Origin of the sequence: Chryseobacterium sp. MYb7, assembly GCF_002979455.1 — a bacterium.
Lineage (GTDB): Bacteria > Bacteroidota > Bacteroidia > Flavobacteriales > Weeksellaceae > Chryseobacterium.
In genome coordinates, this window is the sequence record NZ_PCOU01000021.1 from 52,352 (window position 1) to 68,814 (window position 16,463).

Here is a 16,463-nt window from a genome sequence, read left to right on the forward strand (position 1 = left end):
GGAATGGTTTAATGATTTAAGAAAAAGCGATTATTTGCACATCGATAACATCCATCACCCCTCTTCCAGCATCCAGCTTTCTCTTACTTAAAAATCTTCTGAATCACATTTCCAATCTCCACAAAATCCCCATGATTTCCTACAGAACGTATTTCCGGACTGTTTTTATCGTATTCTGAGAAAGGGAAAATCAGAAGATAATTATTATCATTCAGATTCCTGTTCAGAAGTTCCGGAATCAGTCTCATTCTTGGAATATAGGATTTCATACCTCGTTTTGCCATCAGAATAATTAAAGCTTCATCATCTTTCAGCTGGGCAGCGGTTCTTTCGCCATCCTGCCATGTATTCATGATAATGAATTCTGCTTCTATATTAGCTTTTTTAATGATTTTCTGAAGAATGTCAAGAATGTTTTCCGGAGCATAAAAAACAACTGTAGCACCGGAATTTCTGGCAATATTCCAGACTCTCAGCAATGCATGGAAGAATCCGGCTTCCTGATGGGCATTTTCGGGAATCATCACTGCATATTTTTTAATCGTGGAAAGAGGTTGAGCTGCGTGATAAACCAGTACATTCACATCATCATTCTGAAGATAGCCGTTGTAAAGATTATAGACAAAAGAAGGGGAGAATCCTTTTTCACCTTCCAATCCTATGATAAGGTCTGTAATTTTCTGTTCTTTAATCACATTATTGACCCCGTTGATGACATCATTGTCATATCTTTTTAAGGACTGTAATTTAACATCCGCCGCCGCCGCCGCATCTGTTGCCTGATGAAGAAGTTTCTCAGCATTCTTCACCGAAGATTCATTTTTATCTTCATTGATGACATTCAGGGCAAAAAGATCTTCCGTATTGGAATGGGCTTTAATCAGAATTCCCAAATTCACCATTCTCTCCACAGTGGCCTCATGGTTGATGGCCAGTAGAATATTTTCTTCCTCATGGGTATTTCCTGAAACGGTATCTTCATTGTCACTTTCAGCAATTTTCTGAGCACTTGCCATAGAAATGAAAGAGGAGATGGTACACGAAATAAGGATCAGTAAAATACTTCCGTTCAGAACGTGTTCATTCAATAATCTTACCGGTTCTCCGGTTTCAGTTTCAGAAAGAATGATGTTATATCCTACCATTACTGAAGCCAGTGTTGCCGCTGCTGAAGCAGAGCTTAATCCAAAAATCAGTTTTCCTTCTTCTTTGGTCAGCCTGAAGGTTTTTTGAGTAGCCACCGCAGAAAGATATTTCCCCCCGATAGACGCTACCAACATAATTCCGGCGACTTCTAAGGTTTCCCAGCTTTTGAAAAATACTTTAAAATCAATTAGCATTCCCACACTGATCAGGAAAAAGGGAATAAATATGGCATTTCCTACAAACTCAACTCTGTTCATTAAAGAAGAGGTGTGAGGAATAAGTCTGTTTAAAGCCAATCCGGCAAAGAATGCCCCGATAATTGCTTCTACACCTGCCAGTTCAGCCAGCATAGCCGCCAGATAAATCATAACCAGTACAAAAATATACTGTGATATTTTATCATCCACTCTTTTGAAAAACCAACGGCCTATAATAGGGAATACAATGAGTACAATCAAAGCAAAAACCACAAAAGAGACCGATAATTTAACCCAAAATTCTGTCCCAACGTCTCCCTGAGACATCCCCACAATCACGGCAAGTACCAATAACGCAAGTATATCTGTGATCATGGTACCTCCAACGGTGATATTAACAGCTTTGTTTTTTGCGATTCCCAACTTACTCACCAACGGATAGGCAATAAGGGTGTGGGATGAAAAAAGACTGGCAAACAGAATGGAAGTCAGCATTGAGAAATGGAGAAGATAATATCCTCCCAGATATCCCAGTACAAAAGGGACGGTAAAGGTATAAATACCAAAGGTGAGACTTTTCCATTTGTTCTTTTTAAAATCTCCCATATCAATCTCCAGTCCGGCAAGGAACATGATGTAAAGTAGTCCGGTGGTTCCCGTCACAACAATACTGCTGTCTCTGGATAAAACATTGAATCCGTTAGGACCAATAATGGCTCCGGCGATGATAAGTCCCAAAAGGTGTGGAACTTTAATTTTATTAAGAAGCAATGGTGCTGCAAGGATGATGACCAGTACCAACAGGAACTTCAGTACCGGATCTTCTATAGGAAGACTCAGGTTGTGTATACTCAGTAAAATCATAAGTGTTTATTTTGTGGAACGTACTAATTCAACAGAGAACTTGGCGGTACAGCCATCAGAAGTGATGGTTCTTGTTCCTTTGATCTTGTTGTCCGAAATATCATTAAGAAGAACGCTCATTTCTACATTCTTTTTGGCGGTAGAATCGGTTTTGAAGGACAGTCTGATTTCATTATTTTCAAACTTGCCCGTATACAGCCGTACCAGATTATTGTTGTTGATAATTTTGGTGATGGGCTGGGTAGAATCATTATCGAATTCCCAAAGATCAGTACGTTGGTCGCCTACAGCATATTCACTGCAGTTGGATTCTGTACAGATTACTTTACCATTCCATGGGCCGGAAATTTCTGTTGGCCATACAGCAGTAATCACTACAGAATCTTTTTTGGCAAAAATACTGTCTCTCATTTTCAGAAGCGACTGATATTCGGATTCTTTCTTCGCGAATATCTTTTCTTTTTCTAATAATTGTTTCTCCCTGTCTGTCAGGTTTTTTTCTTTCTCTTTATAATCACAGCTTACAAGAAGGAAAGAAGCGGTCAGAAATAAAAAAAATGTGTTTTTCAGCATATTGTATCGGTTGGAGTATACAATATAAGGAAAATGAAGTAAATACAAAACCCTACAGAAGCGGATCTGATTTTAATTATATCTAATAAGTTAAAAAACAGCCGGATAGATTAGGTAAGATTATTGATATTATTTTTATAGTAAAATTGAATAGAATGAAAAATATTTTTTTCTCTTTTTTATTTTTTGGAAGCCTGCTTTATGCTCAAAACGGACTTTTTACACAAGCTCAATTGCCTTTCATTAATCTTTGGAAGAAAATTCCGGATGGTCCCGGACCTGGAGGTGAAAGTATTGTTTCTGCCAAAGGTTCAATCACTCATATCAGTACTCCAAAACTGATCATTCATCAACCCCAAAACCCTAACGGAATAGCTATTCTTGTCATCAGTGGTGGTGGGTATGCCCACATTGAATCCGGATCAGAAGGTTATCCTGCCAGCGAATGGCTGAAGTCTTTGGGAATTACAGCTTTTGAGCTTCAATACAGACTTCCGGAAGAAGGTTGGGCAAACATATCAGTCCCTTTTCAAGATGCACAGCGTGCTTTACGGATTATCAGAAAGAATGCTGGAAAATATAAAATAGATCCTAATAAAATAGGAGTATTGGGGTTTTCTGCTGGCGGACATCTTGCAGGATATATTTCATCTACATTCAATACGGTCTATTATCATCCTCAGGATGATATTGATTTGATTTCTGCCCAACCCAATTTTACCGCAATGATCTATCCTGTAGTTTCTATGCTGCCTCCCAATAATACGACTCATTCATTTAAATCTTTATTAGGGAAAGGTTCTGATGAGCAGGATCAGGCTAATTTATCTGTTGAAAAACAGGTGAATGCTCAAACTCCTATTACTTTTCTGGCTCAGTCTGAAGATGATCCTATTTCTCCTGTGGAAAATAGTATTTTGATGTATCAGGCGTTGAAAGACCATAAGGTTCCTGCCGAATTGCATTTATTTCAATCAGGTGGCCATGGCTGGGGATTGGGCAAAAAAGGAACTAATACTGGAGAATGGAAGGAGTTGTTTTTAAAATGGTTAAAAGTGAATGGGATTTATACTAGTGATCAGTGATTTCTTATGGAAGCTTAAAAAACTTTTGTGTCTTTTGTGGTTAAAAAATGTCGATTATTCAACCCTTTGTCTTTTAAACATCTCCGGTTTGTAATTGATAATAAAAACACCACAAATAATCATTACAGCAGCAAGGATGAATTTAGATGTCACTTTCTCATCCATAATCAGCCAGCCTAGAAATATGGCAATAATGGTATTGATGTAAGCAAGGATAGAAACCTGTACCGGAGAAATTTTCGTCAATGCATAATGGAAGGCAAAAAAAGCGGCTACAGAACCGAAAACAGCGAGATATATCATTGCTGAGATACTTTTAAGAGTCCAGTTTCCGAAGTTATAATTTTCGGAAAACAGAAAAGCAAAAATAACCTGAACCACTCCTGCAAACAGGAACTGATAGAACAGGTTCAATGTTATATTTCCGCTTTGAATATTCAATTTCTTGGTGAAAATAGTTCCGGAAGCCCATCCTGCGATAGCATAGAAAAGGAAGATCATACCCATTCTGTAATCAGGGTTGGCAAGATCTTGAAGTCCGTCCCAAAAAATAAAGAGAATTCCGCTAAAACACAGCAAGACACCACTGAGTGCCCGCAAACTAAATTTTTGCAGTCCAACAGCTACACTTCCCAGAAATACAAGGATAGGGGAACAGGCACTGATGAGTGAAGCCAAACTGCTGGAAACTGTTTCTTCAGCTACAGTGGTCATCCCATTGGCAACCACCAGCATCAGGGAAGCGAAAATAATCTGGTATCCAAGGCTCTTCCAGCCAATCCACTTGAATTCCTTTCTCGAAAGAAGAACAACAAGCATAATTATAGAAGCCAGAAACTGTCGGATTCCGGCTACAAACCATGCAGGGATTGTTTCCACAGCGACACGAATCGCTAAAAAGGTCGTTCCCCAAACAATGGCAACGGTAAAAACAGCAAAAATGAGTTTATAATCTTTCAACGTCAATAAGTAGTGTAACAAACAAATGTAGAGGTTTTGAAATAATTATGATGGGTACAGTTGTTTCAATTTTTGATGATACAGATTGAGGCAGGAATGGTTGCCAGTTGCCAGTTGAATGGATGATGGTAAGGTTAGTTTAAACCTAAATATTTGTTTGAGTTTAAAAGAACTTCCAGCTTCCTTCTTCCAACTTCCAGCTTTATTTTTTATCTTTGAAGATCTAATAAATTGAAGATGGTAGGAATTATTATGGGCAGTCAGAGTGATCTGCCGATCATGGAACAGGCTGCAAATTTTCTTAAAAGCCTTGATATCCCTTACGAATTAACTGTAGTTTCAGCGCACAGAACACCGGAAAGAATGTTCGAATACGCAAAGACAGCTCACGAAAGAGGTTTGAAGGTAATTGTAGCAGGAGCAGGAGGAGCAGCACATCTTCCGGGAATGGTGGCAAGCTGTACGACACTTCCGGTAATTGGAGTTCCGATTTTGTCCAGTAATTCTATAGACGGATGGGATTCTGTTTTATCTATTCTTCAGATGCCTGGTGGAATTCCGGTAGCTACTGTAGCTTTGAATGGCGCTTTGAATGCAGGAATTTTAGCTGCAAAAATTTTAGGAAGCGGTAATGAAGAAATAGCCGCAAAGCTTCAGAAATATCAGGATTCTTTAAAAGATAAAGTACTGGGAACCGTAGATGATATTAAAGCTCAGCATCCTAATCACTTTGACAAATAGTTGATCATTAAACTCAAAATAAAAGCCTCACTTTTTCAGCGAGGCTTCTTTGTTCTATTTCTTAATGAATTTTGAAGAGAGGGTAGTATCTTTCAGAATGAACTGCAAAATGTAATTTCCTTTTGGCAGAGAGCTTACATTGATCATATCTCTGTTAGGATTTCCTTCCTTTACCAGTCTTCCACTTGTATCATAAATTTTATAACTTTTAATATCCGATAATCCTTCAATGTGAATATCATCTACTGCAGGATTTGGATAAAGTGAAAGTTTTTTATTTAGTTTCAAATCTGATGAAGACAGTAAACAGCTTCCAACGGTATCACCTGTTAATGACCAACCTTTATTGATGAGAATATCTCTTTTATCTGAAACATTGGAAGCATATTTTAAACCTGTTAAAGAACCTAATGAAACGTTGTTGGCTGTGTTGGGATTGTCTGCCCATCCCAGAAGTGTTTTGCTGTAATTTTCACAATTAATACCTGACATCGTAAGAGCACCGCCGCCATCAATAACAGAAGCCAGGTTCCAGTTTCCTAGCGACTGATTAAAACTTGAAGCAATATTCAGGATCTGATCTATTTTCGTTACTTTAGTCATATCCCAGCTTTCTAAAGATTGATTGAAGGACGTACAGCCATGAAATACATGAGCCATATTCGTAACTTTAGATGTATTCCAGTTGAGCGGTTGATTGAAGACAGGAATCATATGAAACATAAAATGCATGTCCTCAAGATTCGAAGTATCCCAGCTATCCAAACGTTGATTGAAGCTTAAACACTGGCCGAACATCCAGCTCATATCCGTTACATTTGACACATCCCAGCTATTGAGAGTCTTGTTAAAATGGGTTCTGTTTCCAAACATATAGCTTAGATTCGTAGCGGAAGACATGTTCCAGCTGTCAAGATAAGGAGAGTTGAATTGCTCTGTCAGTGTAGATGGGGTAATATCAAATAAGAGCGAAAACATAAAACTGAAATTCTTGATTTTCGAAGTATCCCAGTTTTGCATTGAACTGGCACCTGTAAAGCTGGTTGTACCGTAAAACATGAAAGAAGCATCCTCTACATTATTGAGTTTTGGTGTATCTGTTGCGGTAAGCTCCATAAGTTTGCATAAACTGAAAGCACTGTTCATTGTAGTCCATGAAATATTGCCCCATTGCTCTATTTCTAATAATTTATCTGCACTTCCGTTCACCTGCCAGATAGGGATAAGTTGTTCAGGAGCAGTATATAGCTGAACAGTTCCGAATTTTATTTGACTGAAAGCTCCGCTGCCATTACTTACTTTTACTCTATATTTAGCATCAGTTCCATCCGAGAGTGATGGGCCAAAATCAATAAGAACCTGCTTTGTAGAAGTGACGTTTATAAGGGAGCCATTGTGTTGTGGATAGCCTATTTCCTCCCAATAAATGTTATAATTATCACCAATTCCGGGAAACCATATTTGCTGAGGATTTGCCTGATAAGGTGCATCTACAGTTACTGTGGGTATTATCGTAGATGCAGGTTTCCAGATCGTAATAAACTCATCCTGAGCGTTCACAATGATAACCAACAGAAGAAAAATAAGTGATTGTATCTTTTTTAAAATCATGATTATAATTATTAAAGCTATTTTTTGATTAATGGCAATGAATGGATTTTATCCTTTGTCAAAATCTGCAGAATATAATTGCCGGCAGATAAAAGTCTGACATTAATTTTTTCATCTTCAAGGTTGTCTTTGGCAGCAATTCTTCCGCTCATATCGGTTATAATATAACTGACAGCATTCGGAATGTTTTTAAGATAAATATGATCTGTTACCGGATTGGGATAAATGGTGGGTTTGTTGTTTATCTTCGTTTCAGAAGTTGAAAGGGTCTGGTTGCAGAGTCCATTGTAAACATCGCCTGATATCGTCCATCCTTTATTATTGATTAAATAATTTCTTGCGGCTACAGCATCAGCATGAGAGTAGATTAATGGGGAAGCATTTGATAAATCAATATTATTGGGTGTTGATGAACTCTGGCTCCAACCAAAAAGAGTTTTATCATAATTCAGGCAGCTCATAGCAGAATTGAGAAATAGATCGGTTGCTGTTGTTAATGAGCTTAAATTCCATCTTCCAATATTTTGGTTAAAAGCTGTGCCATGGAACATTTCGTTCATATTAGTCACATTTCCTGTATTCCAGTTTTGCAGATCCTGGTTGAAATTTCCTGAATCATGAAACATATGCTCCATAGTGGTTACCTTAGCCGTGTTCCATTTACCCAAAGGTTGGTTGAATCCTGTATAGTCAAACATATAAGACATATCTGTAACATTCGAAGTATCCCAGCTTCCCAATGGTTGGTTGAACAGATTATCATCACCAAACATATAATGCATATCTGTAATGGTGGAGGTATTCCATGTATTGAAAGAAGGATTGCCAATAAGTGAAATGCATAAATAAAACATCTGGCGCATGCTGGTAGCCATGCTGAGATCAGGTGCATCTGTGGCTGTAACATCCATATTATCACAGTATACAAAAGCATTGTCAAAGCTCTTCCATTTTATATTTCCCCATTGGGTAATCTGAGTGATTTTTGATCGGTCTGAAGCATTGTAAACCGGGATGGACGAGCCATTATAAAATCTGACCTGATCAAAACTTCCGTTTCCATCGCTGATTTTAATTTTATAGCTGGCCTGGGCAGGGGATGGATTTAGTGGTGTTCCCAAATTGATAATAAATTCCGTGGTTGAGGTTACATTATGCATTGTTCCGGTATGTTGAGGATATCCTATCTCTTCCCAGGATACCTGGAAGTTAGTTCCCCGGCCGGGAAATTTAATAAGTTGTGCATTCTGAGTTTTCCAAATGGTGATGAACTCATTTTGTGCTTTTGTTATGACTATCAGTAAAAGGAAAATGAGTACCGGGATTTTTTTTAAAATCATGTTTATGGTTTATGGTATTAGTTTTTTAAGGTAAAAATAGAGATGGGTAAATATTTTTAATTATATCTCTATTTTTTGATATAAATATAATGAAATTTTAAAATATTAATAATATTATTCGTTATTATTTTAAATATTGTGTATTATGGTAAATAAAAAACTCTCCAAAATGGAGAGTTCTACTTTATTCCTGAATCATATTGTCCCGGGTATTTTTCTGGACTGTAATGGCTCCGAAGAGAGCGAGCAAAAATGCAAAGGCATAAAAACCTTTTTCACTTGGAAGGATGGTGGCATTCCAAAGCCCGATGGCCAGTAATACAATAGATGATAATGTTGCAAACCAGCAGATCCCATAATAAATATCTGTTACCTGAATATTTTCTAACCTGTCTCGTACTGCTTTCTGTAGAGAGACAACGGCAAATAAGCCATAAAGAAGAATAGTGAAATAATATCCTTTTTCATTCAGCAGCATTTCGGCTCTTGCAAGACCCACAATGAAGCCGATCATTCCTGCTCCCAATGCTACCCATGATGCAGCGACGAATGCATTCGATACTCTTTGTTTTTTCATAGATTAATGTTTTATTTAAGAGGGCTAAGATATTCATTTTTTATAAACAGAGCCCTAACAGAGGGAAAATATGGGGAAAATACTGAATAGAAGGATGAAGTAAGTTTATGTTTCGGCTAAAGCCGATAGATGTATTTTTATTTATAATTCATCACTCATAATTTATAATTCATAATTTTCCCCCTAGCCCCGATAGCAGCGGTTACCCCGGAACATAGGTATGGGATAGCCTGGCGTGAGGAGTATGAGCGGATAGCGGGAACCAGCTCATAAAAAAAACTCTCCAAGATGGAGAGCTTTGTATTATTGAGTAATATATTCGTAATTATACTGAGCGGAAAGGCTGCCATTGGCTTCTTTTGAAATCACCTGAGTAGGATAACCAGCGCTGTTGTATTGTATCGTGGAAGTTCTCGTTTGATTTTGTATCCAGACTCCATTACTTTTATAGCTGATCTTTTCGGTCAGATAATTGTTTTTGCTTACAACATAGGCTCCTCCCATCACAATTTTGAGATATTTGTTGGTGTTTGTGTAAGGATTCAGTTTGTCATCATAAGAGAAAACAATTTTAGAGTTAAAACTGGATCCTCCGCTCTCTGAAGTTTCTGATGAGATATTATTTTCATTATAAGTATAAGTGGTAACAATTGGATGGGAACAGTCTGGGGACTGGCAAAGCGTGGAAGAGATCACCTGTCCGTTGGTATTATAATTATACGTAATCGTTCTGTTGTAATCCGGGTTAGAGTAGATTGCTTTAACGTTTACGAGCTGATCTCCATTGTAATTAAAAACAGAATAATATTCCAGTTCCTGATTGTTATTGTAATAATTTATTTTTACAGGTCTTCCGTTACTATATTCAAACGTTGAACTACTTGATGATGACAACGTTTTTATAAGTTCACCCTGGTTATTGTATTGTAGAGTTTCTATACTTGTGTCTGGCTGAGCCGGGTTGTCGTAGTAAACTATAGTAATTTTACTTAATAAGGTCTTTGGTTCTGAAGGAGTATTAGTCCCATTATCATCATTACTGCTGCAGCTGTTAAAGAATACCACAGCGCTCATGAGTCCCAGAAATATGATTTTTTTCATGTTAATTTTTTAGTCGGCAAAAATACGGAATGTGCTATGCCTTTACATAAAAAAATCCCACTATCTTAGAAATAGTGGGACAATATCATATTTTATTGATCTTCTAGTATCTGTAGTATTCAGGCTTGAATGGCCCTTTTACGTCTACTCCGATATACTCAGCCTGCTCAGGAGAAAGCGTTTCAAGTTCAACGCTTAATTTCTTAAGGTGTAAAGCTGCTACTTTCTCATCTAAGTGCTTAGGAAGCATGTATACTTCGTTTCCATAAGCAGCAGAATTGTTCCATAATTCGATCTGAGCCAAAGTCTGGTTAGAGAAAGAGTTAGACATTACAAAACTTGGGTGGCCTGTAGCACATCCTAAGTTTACTAGTCTACCTTCTGCAAGGATGATTACTTCTTTTCCTTCGATGGTATAGATATCAACCTGAGGCTTCACTTCAGATTTCGTCTGACCGTAGTTTTTGTTTAACCAAGCCATATCGATTTCATTATCGAAGTGACCGATGTTACAAACAATAGCTTTGTCTTTCATTTTAAGGAAGTGCTCTCCTCTTACGATATTGAAGTTACCTGTTGTAGTGATGATGATATCAGCATTATCTACCACAGTATCTAATCTTTTTACTTCATAACCGTCCATTGCAGCCTGAAGTGCACAGATTGGGTCAATTTCCGTAACAGTAACAATAGAACCAGCTCCTCTGAATGAAGCAGCAGTACCTTTACCTACGTCTCCGTATCCGCAAACTACCACTCTTTTTCCAGCTAACATTACGTCTGTAGCTCTTCTTACTGCGTCTACAGCAGATTCTTTACATCCGTATTTGTTGTCGAACTTAGACTTAGTAACTGAATCATTTACGTTGATTGCAGGCATTACTAAAGTTCCATTCTTCATTCTTTCGTATAGTCTGTGTACCCCTGTAGTAGTTTCTTCAGAAAGACCTTTGATATCTTTTGTGAATTCAGGGTATTTGTCAAAAACCATGTTGGTCAAATCTCCACCATCATCCAAGATCATGTTTAATGGTTTTCTGTCTTCACCAAAGAATAAAGTCTGCTCAATACACCAGTCAAATTCTTCTTCATTTAAACCTTTCCAAGCATAAACCGGAATTCCCGCAGCAGCAATAGCAGCAGCAGCGTGGTCTTGTGTAGAGAAAATATTACAAGATGACCAGGTAACTTCAGCTCCTAAAGCTACCAATGTCTCGATAAGCACAGCCGTTTGGATGGTCATGTGGAGACATCCAGCGATTCTTGCTCCTTTCAGTGGCTGAGATGGTCCGTACTCTTCACGGATAGACATCAAACCAGGCATTTCTGCTTCTGCAAGAGTAATTTCTTTTCTACCCCATTCTGCAAGGGAGATATCCTTAACCTTATAAGGAACGTATTGTGTTGTAGTACTCATATGTAATGAATAGTTTTTAAATTCAATTGATAACGAAAGGCAAAATTACGATTAATAATTAAGATATAAAAACGGCAGATCAAGTTCAGTTTTATGAGATTAAACATGAGTTAATATTATTTAGTCTTAATATAAATAATTAATTTTAACTCGTAAAAAAATATATTATGAATCATTCTCATACAGAAAAGAAAATCAAACCAGTTGCTCCAAAAGTACAAGAGCTCATCAATGCTTCAAAAAGTATGATTCTGGCTACTGTAGACGCTGAGGGAAATCCAAATTCCAGTTATGCTCCTTTTGTGCAAGTAGATCAGACCTTTTATATTCTTGTTTCTTTCATGGCAAAACATACTAGAAATCTTGCTGACGGAAGAAAAACATCCATTATGTTTATTGAAGATGAATCAGCTACCAAACAGATCTATGCCCGCGAACGTCTTACTATTGAAGCCGCAGCTTCACAGATTGAAAGAGACTCCGATGTGTGGAATACTGTAGTGACTCAACTTAAAGAAGCTCACGGTAAAGTAGTGGATGTAATTTCTGAAATGGGTGATTTTATTTTAATTGCATTACAGCCTGTAAAAGGATCTTATGTAAACGGATTCGGAAGTGCTTATTTTGTAGATGCCAATCTGGAAATTGTAGAACACAGAAATGATGCGAATCATCAGTCTAAATAATTGAGCTGGAAGCTGGAAGAAGGATGCTGGAAGTTTATAAAGATTAGGCAAACAAAGAACTATTTTTTTAGAGCTAATTTTTTAAATTTAATCTGTAATTTATTCTGATAACGAATAATAACTTCCATCTTCGAGCTCCCATCTTACTGCTTTTTAGAAATGGTTTCTTTTTAGTACTTTTGTCCAATAAAAAAAGAATGCCCCTCTATAGAGATTTTTCAGATGATAATGCCACCATCCTGGTTTGGAAGTACGATGAAAGTGAAGAACTTGATATCAACCAACTTCTGGAGCCAGAAAATGCTGAAAAGGTGAAAGATTATCATCCTAAAAAATTACTGGAAGTCCTGATGGTTCGTAAGCTCCTGAAAGGATTGAAGCCGAATTCTAAAATTTTATATAAAGAAAGAGAACCTTTTCTTTCACCCAATGATGCGGAAATTTCTATTACGCATTCTTTTCCCTTTGCTGCCATTGCTATTTCTAAAAATAAAATAGGAATAGACGTAGAAAAGTTCAATCCTAAAATTTTAAGGGTTGTTGATAAATTCACCTATGAAAATGAACGTGGATTTATTCCTGAAGACAAAGCAGATACTTTTTATACTATTATATGGAGTGTAAAAGAGAGCATGTACAAAATTCATCATTCTAAATACTGGTCTTTAAAGAAAAACTATGAAGTGAAGCCCTTTGAGCTGAAGCATCTTCATAAAATAAACTGCCGAGTATATGATGATGAGTTTTCTGATGAATTCAAAGCCAGAGTAGAATTTTTCGACGATTACTGCTTTACGATTGTGGAGGAATAGGCTCTGTTTCGTTTTTGTATTTTTCGATCACTTTTCTCTGTTCTTTGGCTACATCATAGATCAGTTCCAGGATATCGTGGATGTTTTTAAGTTCCGTTAAGTGGGATACTTTATCAGGGTCTCTTCTGTCGACAATGTCATTTTCCTCAATCTCGGTTTTTCTTTTCAAAAGCATATCTTCAATGGAAGAATCTTCCGGTTCAAGCCGGCTTTCCATTTTCAATGTTTCGTTGATGTCATTTCCGTTGAGAAGGGTAGAGGTTTGCTGCATTTCTGCTTCAATCTTTCTGCTCCAGCTTTCAGCATCTATCTCAGGATATTGCTCATTACTTTTTGAATATTGAGATAAGGAAGCAGTATAAGCGGTAATAAGATGTGAGGTTGCTACAAATTGGTGTACAACTTCCAGTTTTTTCTGCTGATTTTTAGGATCGGAAATCATTCTCTGAAAATTATCGGAAAGGTTGGCTAAGGAAATGATCGCATTTTTTCGCTTTACTTTATAATCTTCAAGGTCAAAATTTCCCTGCAGGAATTTGGAAATCACACTCTGAAAGTAGATAAGGTTGTCTGCTGCAGACTTTTTCATCAGATCCAGATTTTGGGTGTGTTCCCAAACAGGCAATACAATATAAGATACTGCAAAAGCAATGATTCCGGCAATAGCGGTATCAAAGATTCTATCTTTAAAAATGATATTGACTTTCCCCGGATTTAAAAAATTAAAGCTGAGGAAAACATAAATCGTCATGAACAATACCGCCCAAAAATACCGTCCTTTCAGAAAACTAAAGCACATAATCATACTGATCAGCAAAATAGCAAACAAAACACCGTTGATGTGTACAAAATGCAGAATGGCATAAGCAATACTTGCCCCTGCAATGGTTCCATAGAGACGGAGAAGATTTCTCTGTTTTGTGATAGAGTAGGCCGGTTTTAAGATGGCTGTAATGGTAATTAATATCCAATACGTATGTCCCAATCCCAGAAAATCAAACATCGAGAAAACATACCCCAAGAGCAAAGCGGTTGTAATTCTTATCGCATGTCGGAAATGGGAAGAGGATAAGGAGATATTATTTCTTAACACCTTTGCATTAAGCTTAGGCTCATTAGGCATAAATTTTTTCAAATCTAACCCTGTGGATAAACTCTTTGCCAATTTTATGTTTTGCGAAAATACTTTATAAATCTCATTGATTTCTTTGGTGATTTCATAGATACGCATCAGGATCTGACGCAGGATCATGAAGTTTTCCAGATTGTCTGAAGAAAGCTGCTTGTTTCTGAGTTCGAAATAATTGTAATTAAGATTCTTTAATTCCACATCCAAATTGGCCATAGGCTTTGCCCGGGTACCGCTTTGAAGGGCAATCCCAATATTGGTGATTTCTTCTGCCAAAAGATTGAGATAATCATGAATGTTGACCAGAATCATGCTGTCCTCAAAGCTTTGCTGCAACTTTTGATAGTCGCTTTCAGAGGTCATCAGCTTTTCATGGAGGTCCATAGAGTTAAGGAACATCAACATTAATAAACGACTGGTTGTGGTAGATTCGTTTACAATGATCCTTGTTTTAAAAACCGTTTCTCTGGTGTCTTCCTGCAGATTTTTTATTCCAATCTGCTTTGCAATAACCTGAGTGGTCAGTTTGTTAAAATCAGGATTCTTCTGATAATAATTGGCTTTGATCTTTAAAAATTCAGCGAGCTGAAGGTAATTTTCCCCAATCATCTGGCTTGCCAGTTTATAAGGACGAATAGTCGTCACAATAAGGAAGATGAGAAGGAACCATATGCATCCACAGGCAAAAATCAGTAAACTTTTAAATATATTATTTCCCGTAAGGTGACCGTCAATAAAGATAGCGAGTACAACAAGAGATAATGAACCTACAGCTGCTAATCTTTGGCCGTAAACGCCAATCAGAGAGAAAAACATTCCAAAGACAATGATTTCTGCAAGAACCAATACTTTGAAATTCATGACAAGATTTGCAATGAGTGCTACAAATACAAAACAGCAGATCGCAAAAGTAAGGGCATTTCTTCTTCTAATGAAAGGACCAGGCTGATCCGTAAGTGCTACAAAGCTGGTTCCCAGAGGGAAAAGGAAATATTCCTTCAAAATCCCAAAATGGGCGAGGACTAAACAAGGTAGAACAGTAGCTAATGTAATTCTGATGGCAGAATATACATACTGACTGGTTACAAATTTTTTTAGTTCCGCCGAATAGTTCATATTACAAAAATAGCTATTGAATTTAAGAAAATAGCCATAAAAAAGAGACTTTTGTAAACTTAATATTATATTTCTTGTCAAGCGAGCAGTTGCGCTGTTTAAAATAAATTCTCTATTAAAGCAGATTGACGAAAGGTTATTCTGTTTTTGAATTTTTACAGATAAATATGTTCTGTGAATCCTTACCTTAGCTTATCTGAATTCTTAAACTTTTGGCTCATGAAAATCATTCTTAAAAATACATTGGTCTTTTTATTTTCTATTTTGATATTGAGCTGTAGCTCGCAGAATAAGGATCATTTTAAAGCAAAGGAAATTTATAAATCAAAAGACCTGATTATTATCCAGATTTCGGAGAATTCTTTTATTCATACTTCGTTTAAGCAAACCAATGACTTTGGAAATGTACCTTGCAACGGATTGATCGTAAAAGACAATAATGAAACGATTGTTTTTGATACCCCTACGAATGATAAAATTTCAGAAGAATTGATACAATGGATCAATAAAAAACTTCATGCAAAAATTAATGCAGTTATTTCTACCCATTTTCACGATGATAGTTTGGGCGGATTGATGGCTTTTCATCAACATAATATTCCGTCTTATTCATATGTGAAAACAATAGAACTGGCCAAAGAAAATAATTTCGTTGTACCTGAAAACAGTTTTAATGATTTTGTTGTTTTAAAAGTAGGGGATAAAGATGTCATTGCAAAATTTTTTGGAGAAGGCCATACAAAAGATAATGCTGTGGGGTATTTTCCAAGCGAAAAAATTCTGTTTGGAGGTTGTTTGTTGAAAGAGTTGGAGGCTGGAAAAGGGTATTTGGGAGATGCCAATGTTGCTGCCTGGTCAAATACCGTTGAAAAGGTTAAAAAAGAATATCCTAACGTAAAAATTGTTGTTCCCGGACATGGAGATTACGGTGATGGAAAACTTCTTGATTATACCATTACACTATTTAAAGGTCAATAGTGAATTTTTTGCTTCGCAAAGTGAATGGTGAATTTCTGTGGTTTTCAAAAATTGACAAGCACAGCGGATTGACAATTCATAAGCCAATAGTGAATTTTTGCTTCGTAAAGTGAATGGTGAGTTTTATCAA

Annotated in this window: 14 protein-coding genes; 5 read left to right on the forward strand and 9 right to left on the reverse strand. The window is 36.9% G+C overall.

Going from position 1 to position 16,463, the window contains the following annotated elements; translation table 11 throughout:
- Positions 1-83 precede the first annotated feature (83 nt).
- Together CQ046_RS16290 and CQ046_RS16295 are read right to left on the reverse strand one after the other, a co-directional pair.
- On the reverse strand, positions 84-2,207 hold the full coding sequence (locus tag CQ046_RS16290) for a cation:proton antiporter (protein ID WP_105703293.1): 2,124 nt from the start codon (positions 2,205-2,207) through the stop codon (positions 84-86).
- 6 nt (positions 2,208-2,213) lie between these two features.
- Positions 2,214-2,780 carry a hypothetical protein gene (locus tag CQ046_RS16295; protein WP_105703294.1) on the reverse strand — a complete coding sequence of 189 codons (567 nt, stop codon included), beginning with the start codon at positions 2,778-2,780 and terminating at the stop codon, positions 2,214-2,216.
- 155 nt (positions 2,781-2,935) lie between these two features.
- On the opposite strand from CQ046_RS16295, the gene CQ046_RS16300 reads away from it, so the two are divergent.
- Positions 2,936-3,865, forward strand: coding sequence for an alpha/beta hydrolase (locus CQ046_RS16300; RefSeq protein WP_105703295.1), 930 nt, complete (start codon positions 2,936-2,938; stop codon positions 3,863-3,865).
- A gap of 54 nt (positions 3,866-3,919) precedes the next feature.
- On the opposite strand, the gene CQ046_RS16305 is transcribed toward CQ046_RS16300, so the two are convergent.
- Positions 3,920-4,825, reverse strand: coding sequence for a DMT family transporter (locus tag CQ046_RS16305; RefSeq protein WP_105703296.1), 906 nt, complete (start codon positions 4,823-4,825; stop codon positions 3,920-3,922).
- Positions 4,826-5,062: 237 nt separating this feature from the next.
- Here CQ046_RS16305 and purE point away from each other — a divergent pair, with 237 nt between their 5' ends.
- The gene (purE, locus tag CQ046_RS16310; protein WP_105703297.1) at positions 5,063-5,566 is read left to right on the forward strand and encodes a 5-(carboxyamino)imidazole ribonucleotide mutase; all 504 of its coding nucleotides are present in this window, start codon (positions 5,063-5,065) and stop codon (positions 5,564-5,566) included.
- Positions 5,567-5,620: 54 nt separating this feature from the next.
- Here the strand turns inward: purE and CQ046_RS16315 are convergent, their stop codons facing one another.
- The 5 genes from CQ046_RS16315 to ahcY all read right to left on the reverse strand — a co-directional run bounded on the left by CQ046_RS16315 (position 5,621) and on the right by ahcY (position 11,612).
- The gene (locus CQ046_RS16315; RefSeq protein ID WP_105703298.1) at positions 5,621-7,177 is read right to left on the reverse strand and encodes a BspA family leucine-rich repeat surface protein; all 1,557 of its coding nucleotides are present in this window, start codon (positions 7,175-7,177) and stop codon (positions 5,621-5,623) included.
- Between the two features lie 17 nt (positions 7,178-7,194).
- A complete protein-coding gene (locus CQ046_RS16320; protein WP_105703299.1) occupies positions 7,195-8,517 on the reverse strand; it encodes a BspA family leucine-rich repeat surface protein in 1,323 nt (440 codons plus the stop codon).
- Positions 8,518-8,701: 184 nt separating this feature from the next.
- Positions 8,702-9,094 (reverse strand): inner membrane protein YiaA, encoded by a 393-nt coding sequence (gene yiaA, locus CQ046_RS16325; RefSeq protein ID WP_105703300.1) that lies wholly within the window; start codon positions 9,092-9,094, stop codon positions 8,702-8,704.
- A 303-nt stretch (positions 9,095-9,397) separates the two neighbouring features.
- Positions 9,398-10,195: a hypothetical protein gene (locus CQ046_RS16330; RefSeq protein ID WP_105703301.1), complete on the reverse strand. Its 798-nt coding sequence runs from the start codon at positions 10,193-10,195 to the stop codon at positions 9,398-9,400.
- 103 nt (positions 10,196-10,298) lie between these two features.
- Positions 10,299-11,612: an adenosylhomocysteinase gene (ahcY, locus tag CQ046_RS16335; RefSeq protein ID WP_047378461.1), complete on the reverse strand. Its 1,314-nt coding sequence runs from the start codon at positions 11,610-11,612 to the stop codon at positions 10,299-10,301.
- Positions 11,613-11,779: 167 nt separating this feature from the next.
- Here ahcY and CQ046_RS16340 point away from each other — a divergent pair, with 167 nt between their 5' ends.
- Together CQ046_RS16340 and CQ046_RS16345 are read left to right on the forward strand one after the other, a co-directional pair.
- Complete coding sequence (locus CQ046_RS16340) at positions 11,780-12,298, forward strand: pyridoxamine 5'-phosphate oxidase family protein (protein ID WP_105703302.1); 519 nt, start codon at positions 11,780-11,782, stop codon at positions 12,296-12,298.
- Between the two features lie 197 nt (positions 12,299-12,495).
- Complete coding sequence (locus CQ046_RS16345; protein WP_105703303.1) at positions 12,496-13,110, forward strand: 4'-phosphopantetheinyl transferase family protein; 615 nt, start codon at positions 12,496-12,498, stop codon at positions 13,108-13,110.
- Here the strand turns inward: CQ046_RS16345 and CQ046_RS16350 are convergent.
- Positions 13,091-15,355 carry an FUSC family protein gene (locus tag CQ046_RS16350; protein ID WP_105703304.1) on the reverse strand — a complete coding sequence of 755 codons (2,265 nt, stop codon included), beginning with the start codon at positions 15,353-15,355 and terminating at the stop codon, positions 13,091-13,093. The genes CQ046_RS16345 and CQ046_RS16350 overlap by 20 nt on opposite strands.
- A 219-nt stretch (positions 15,356-15,574) precedes the next feature.
- Between CQ046_RS16350 and blaCHM the strand changes: the two genes are divergently transcribed.
- Positions 15,575-16,333, forward strand: coding sequence for a CHM family subclass B1 metallo-beta-lactamase (blaCHM, locus tag CQ046_RS16355; RefSeq protein WP_105703305.1), 759 nt, complete (start codon positions 15,575-15,577; stop codon positions 16,331-16,333).
- Positions 16,334-16,463 lie beyond the last annotated feature (130 nt).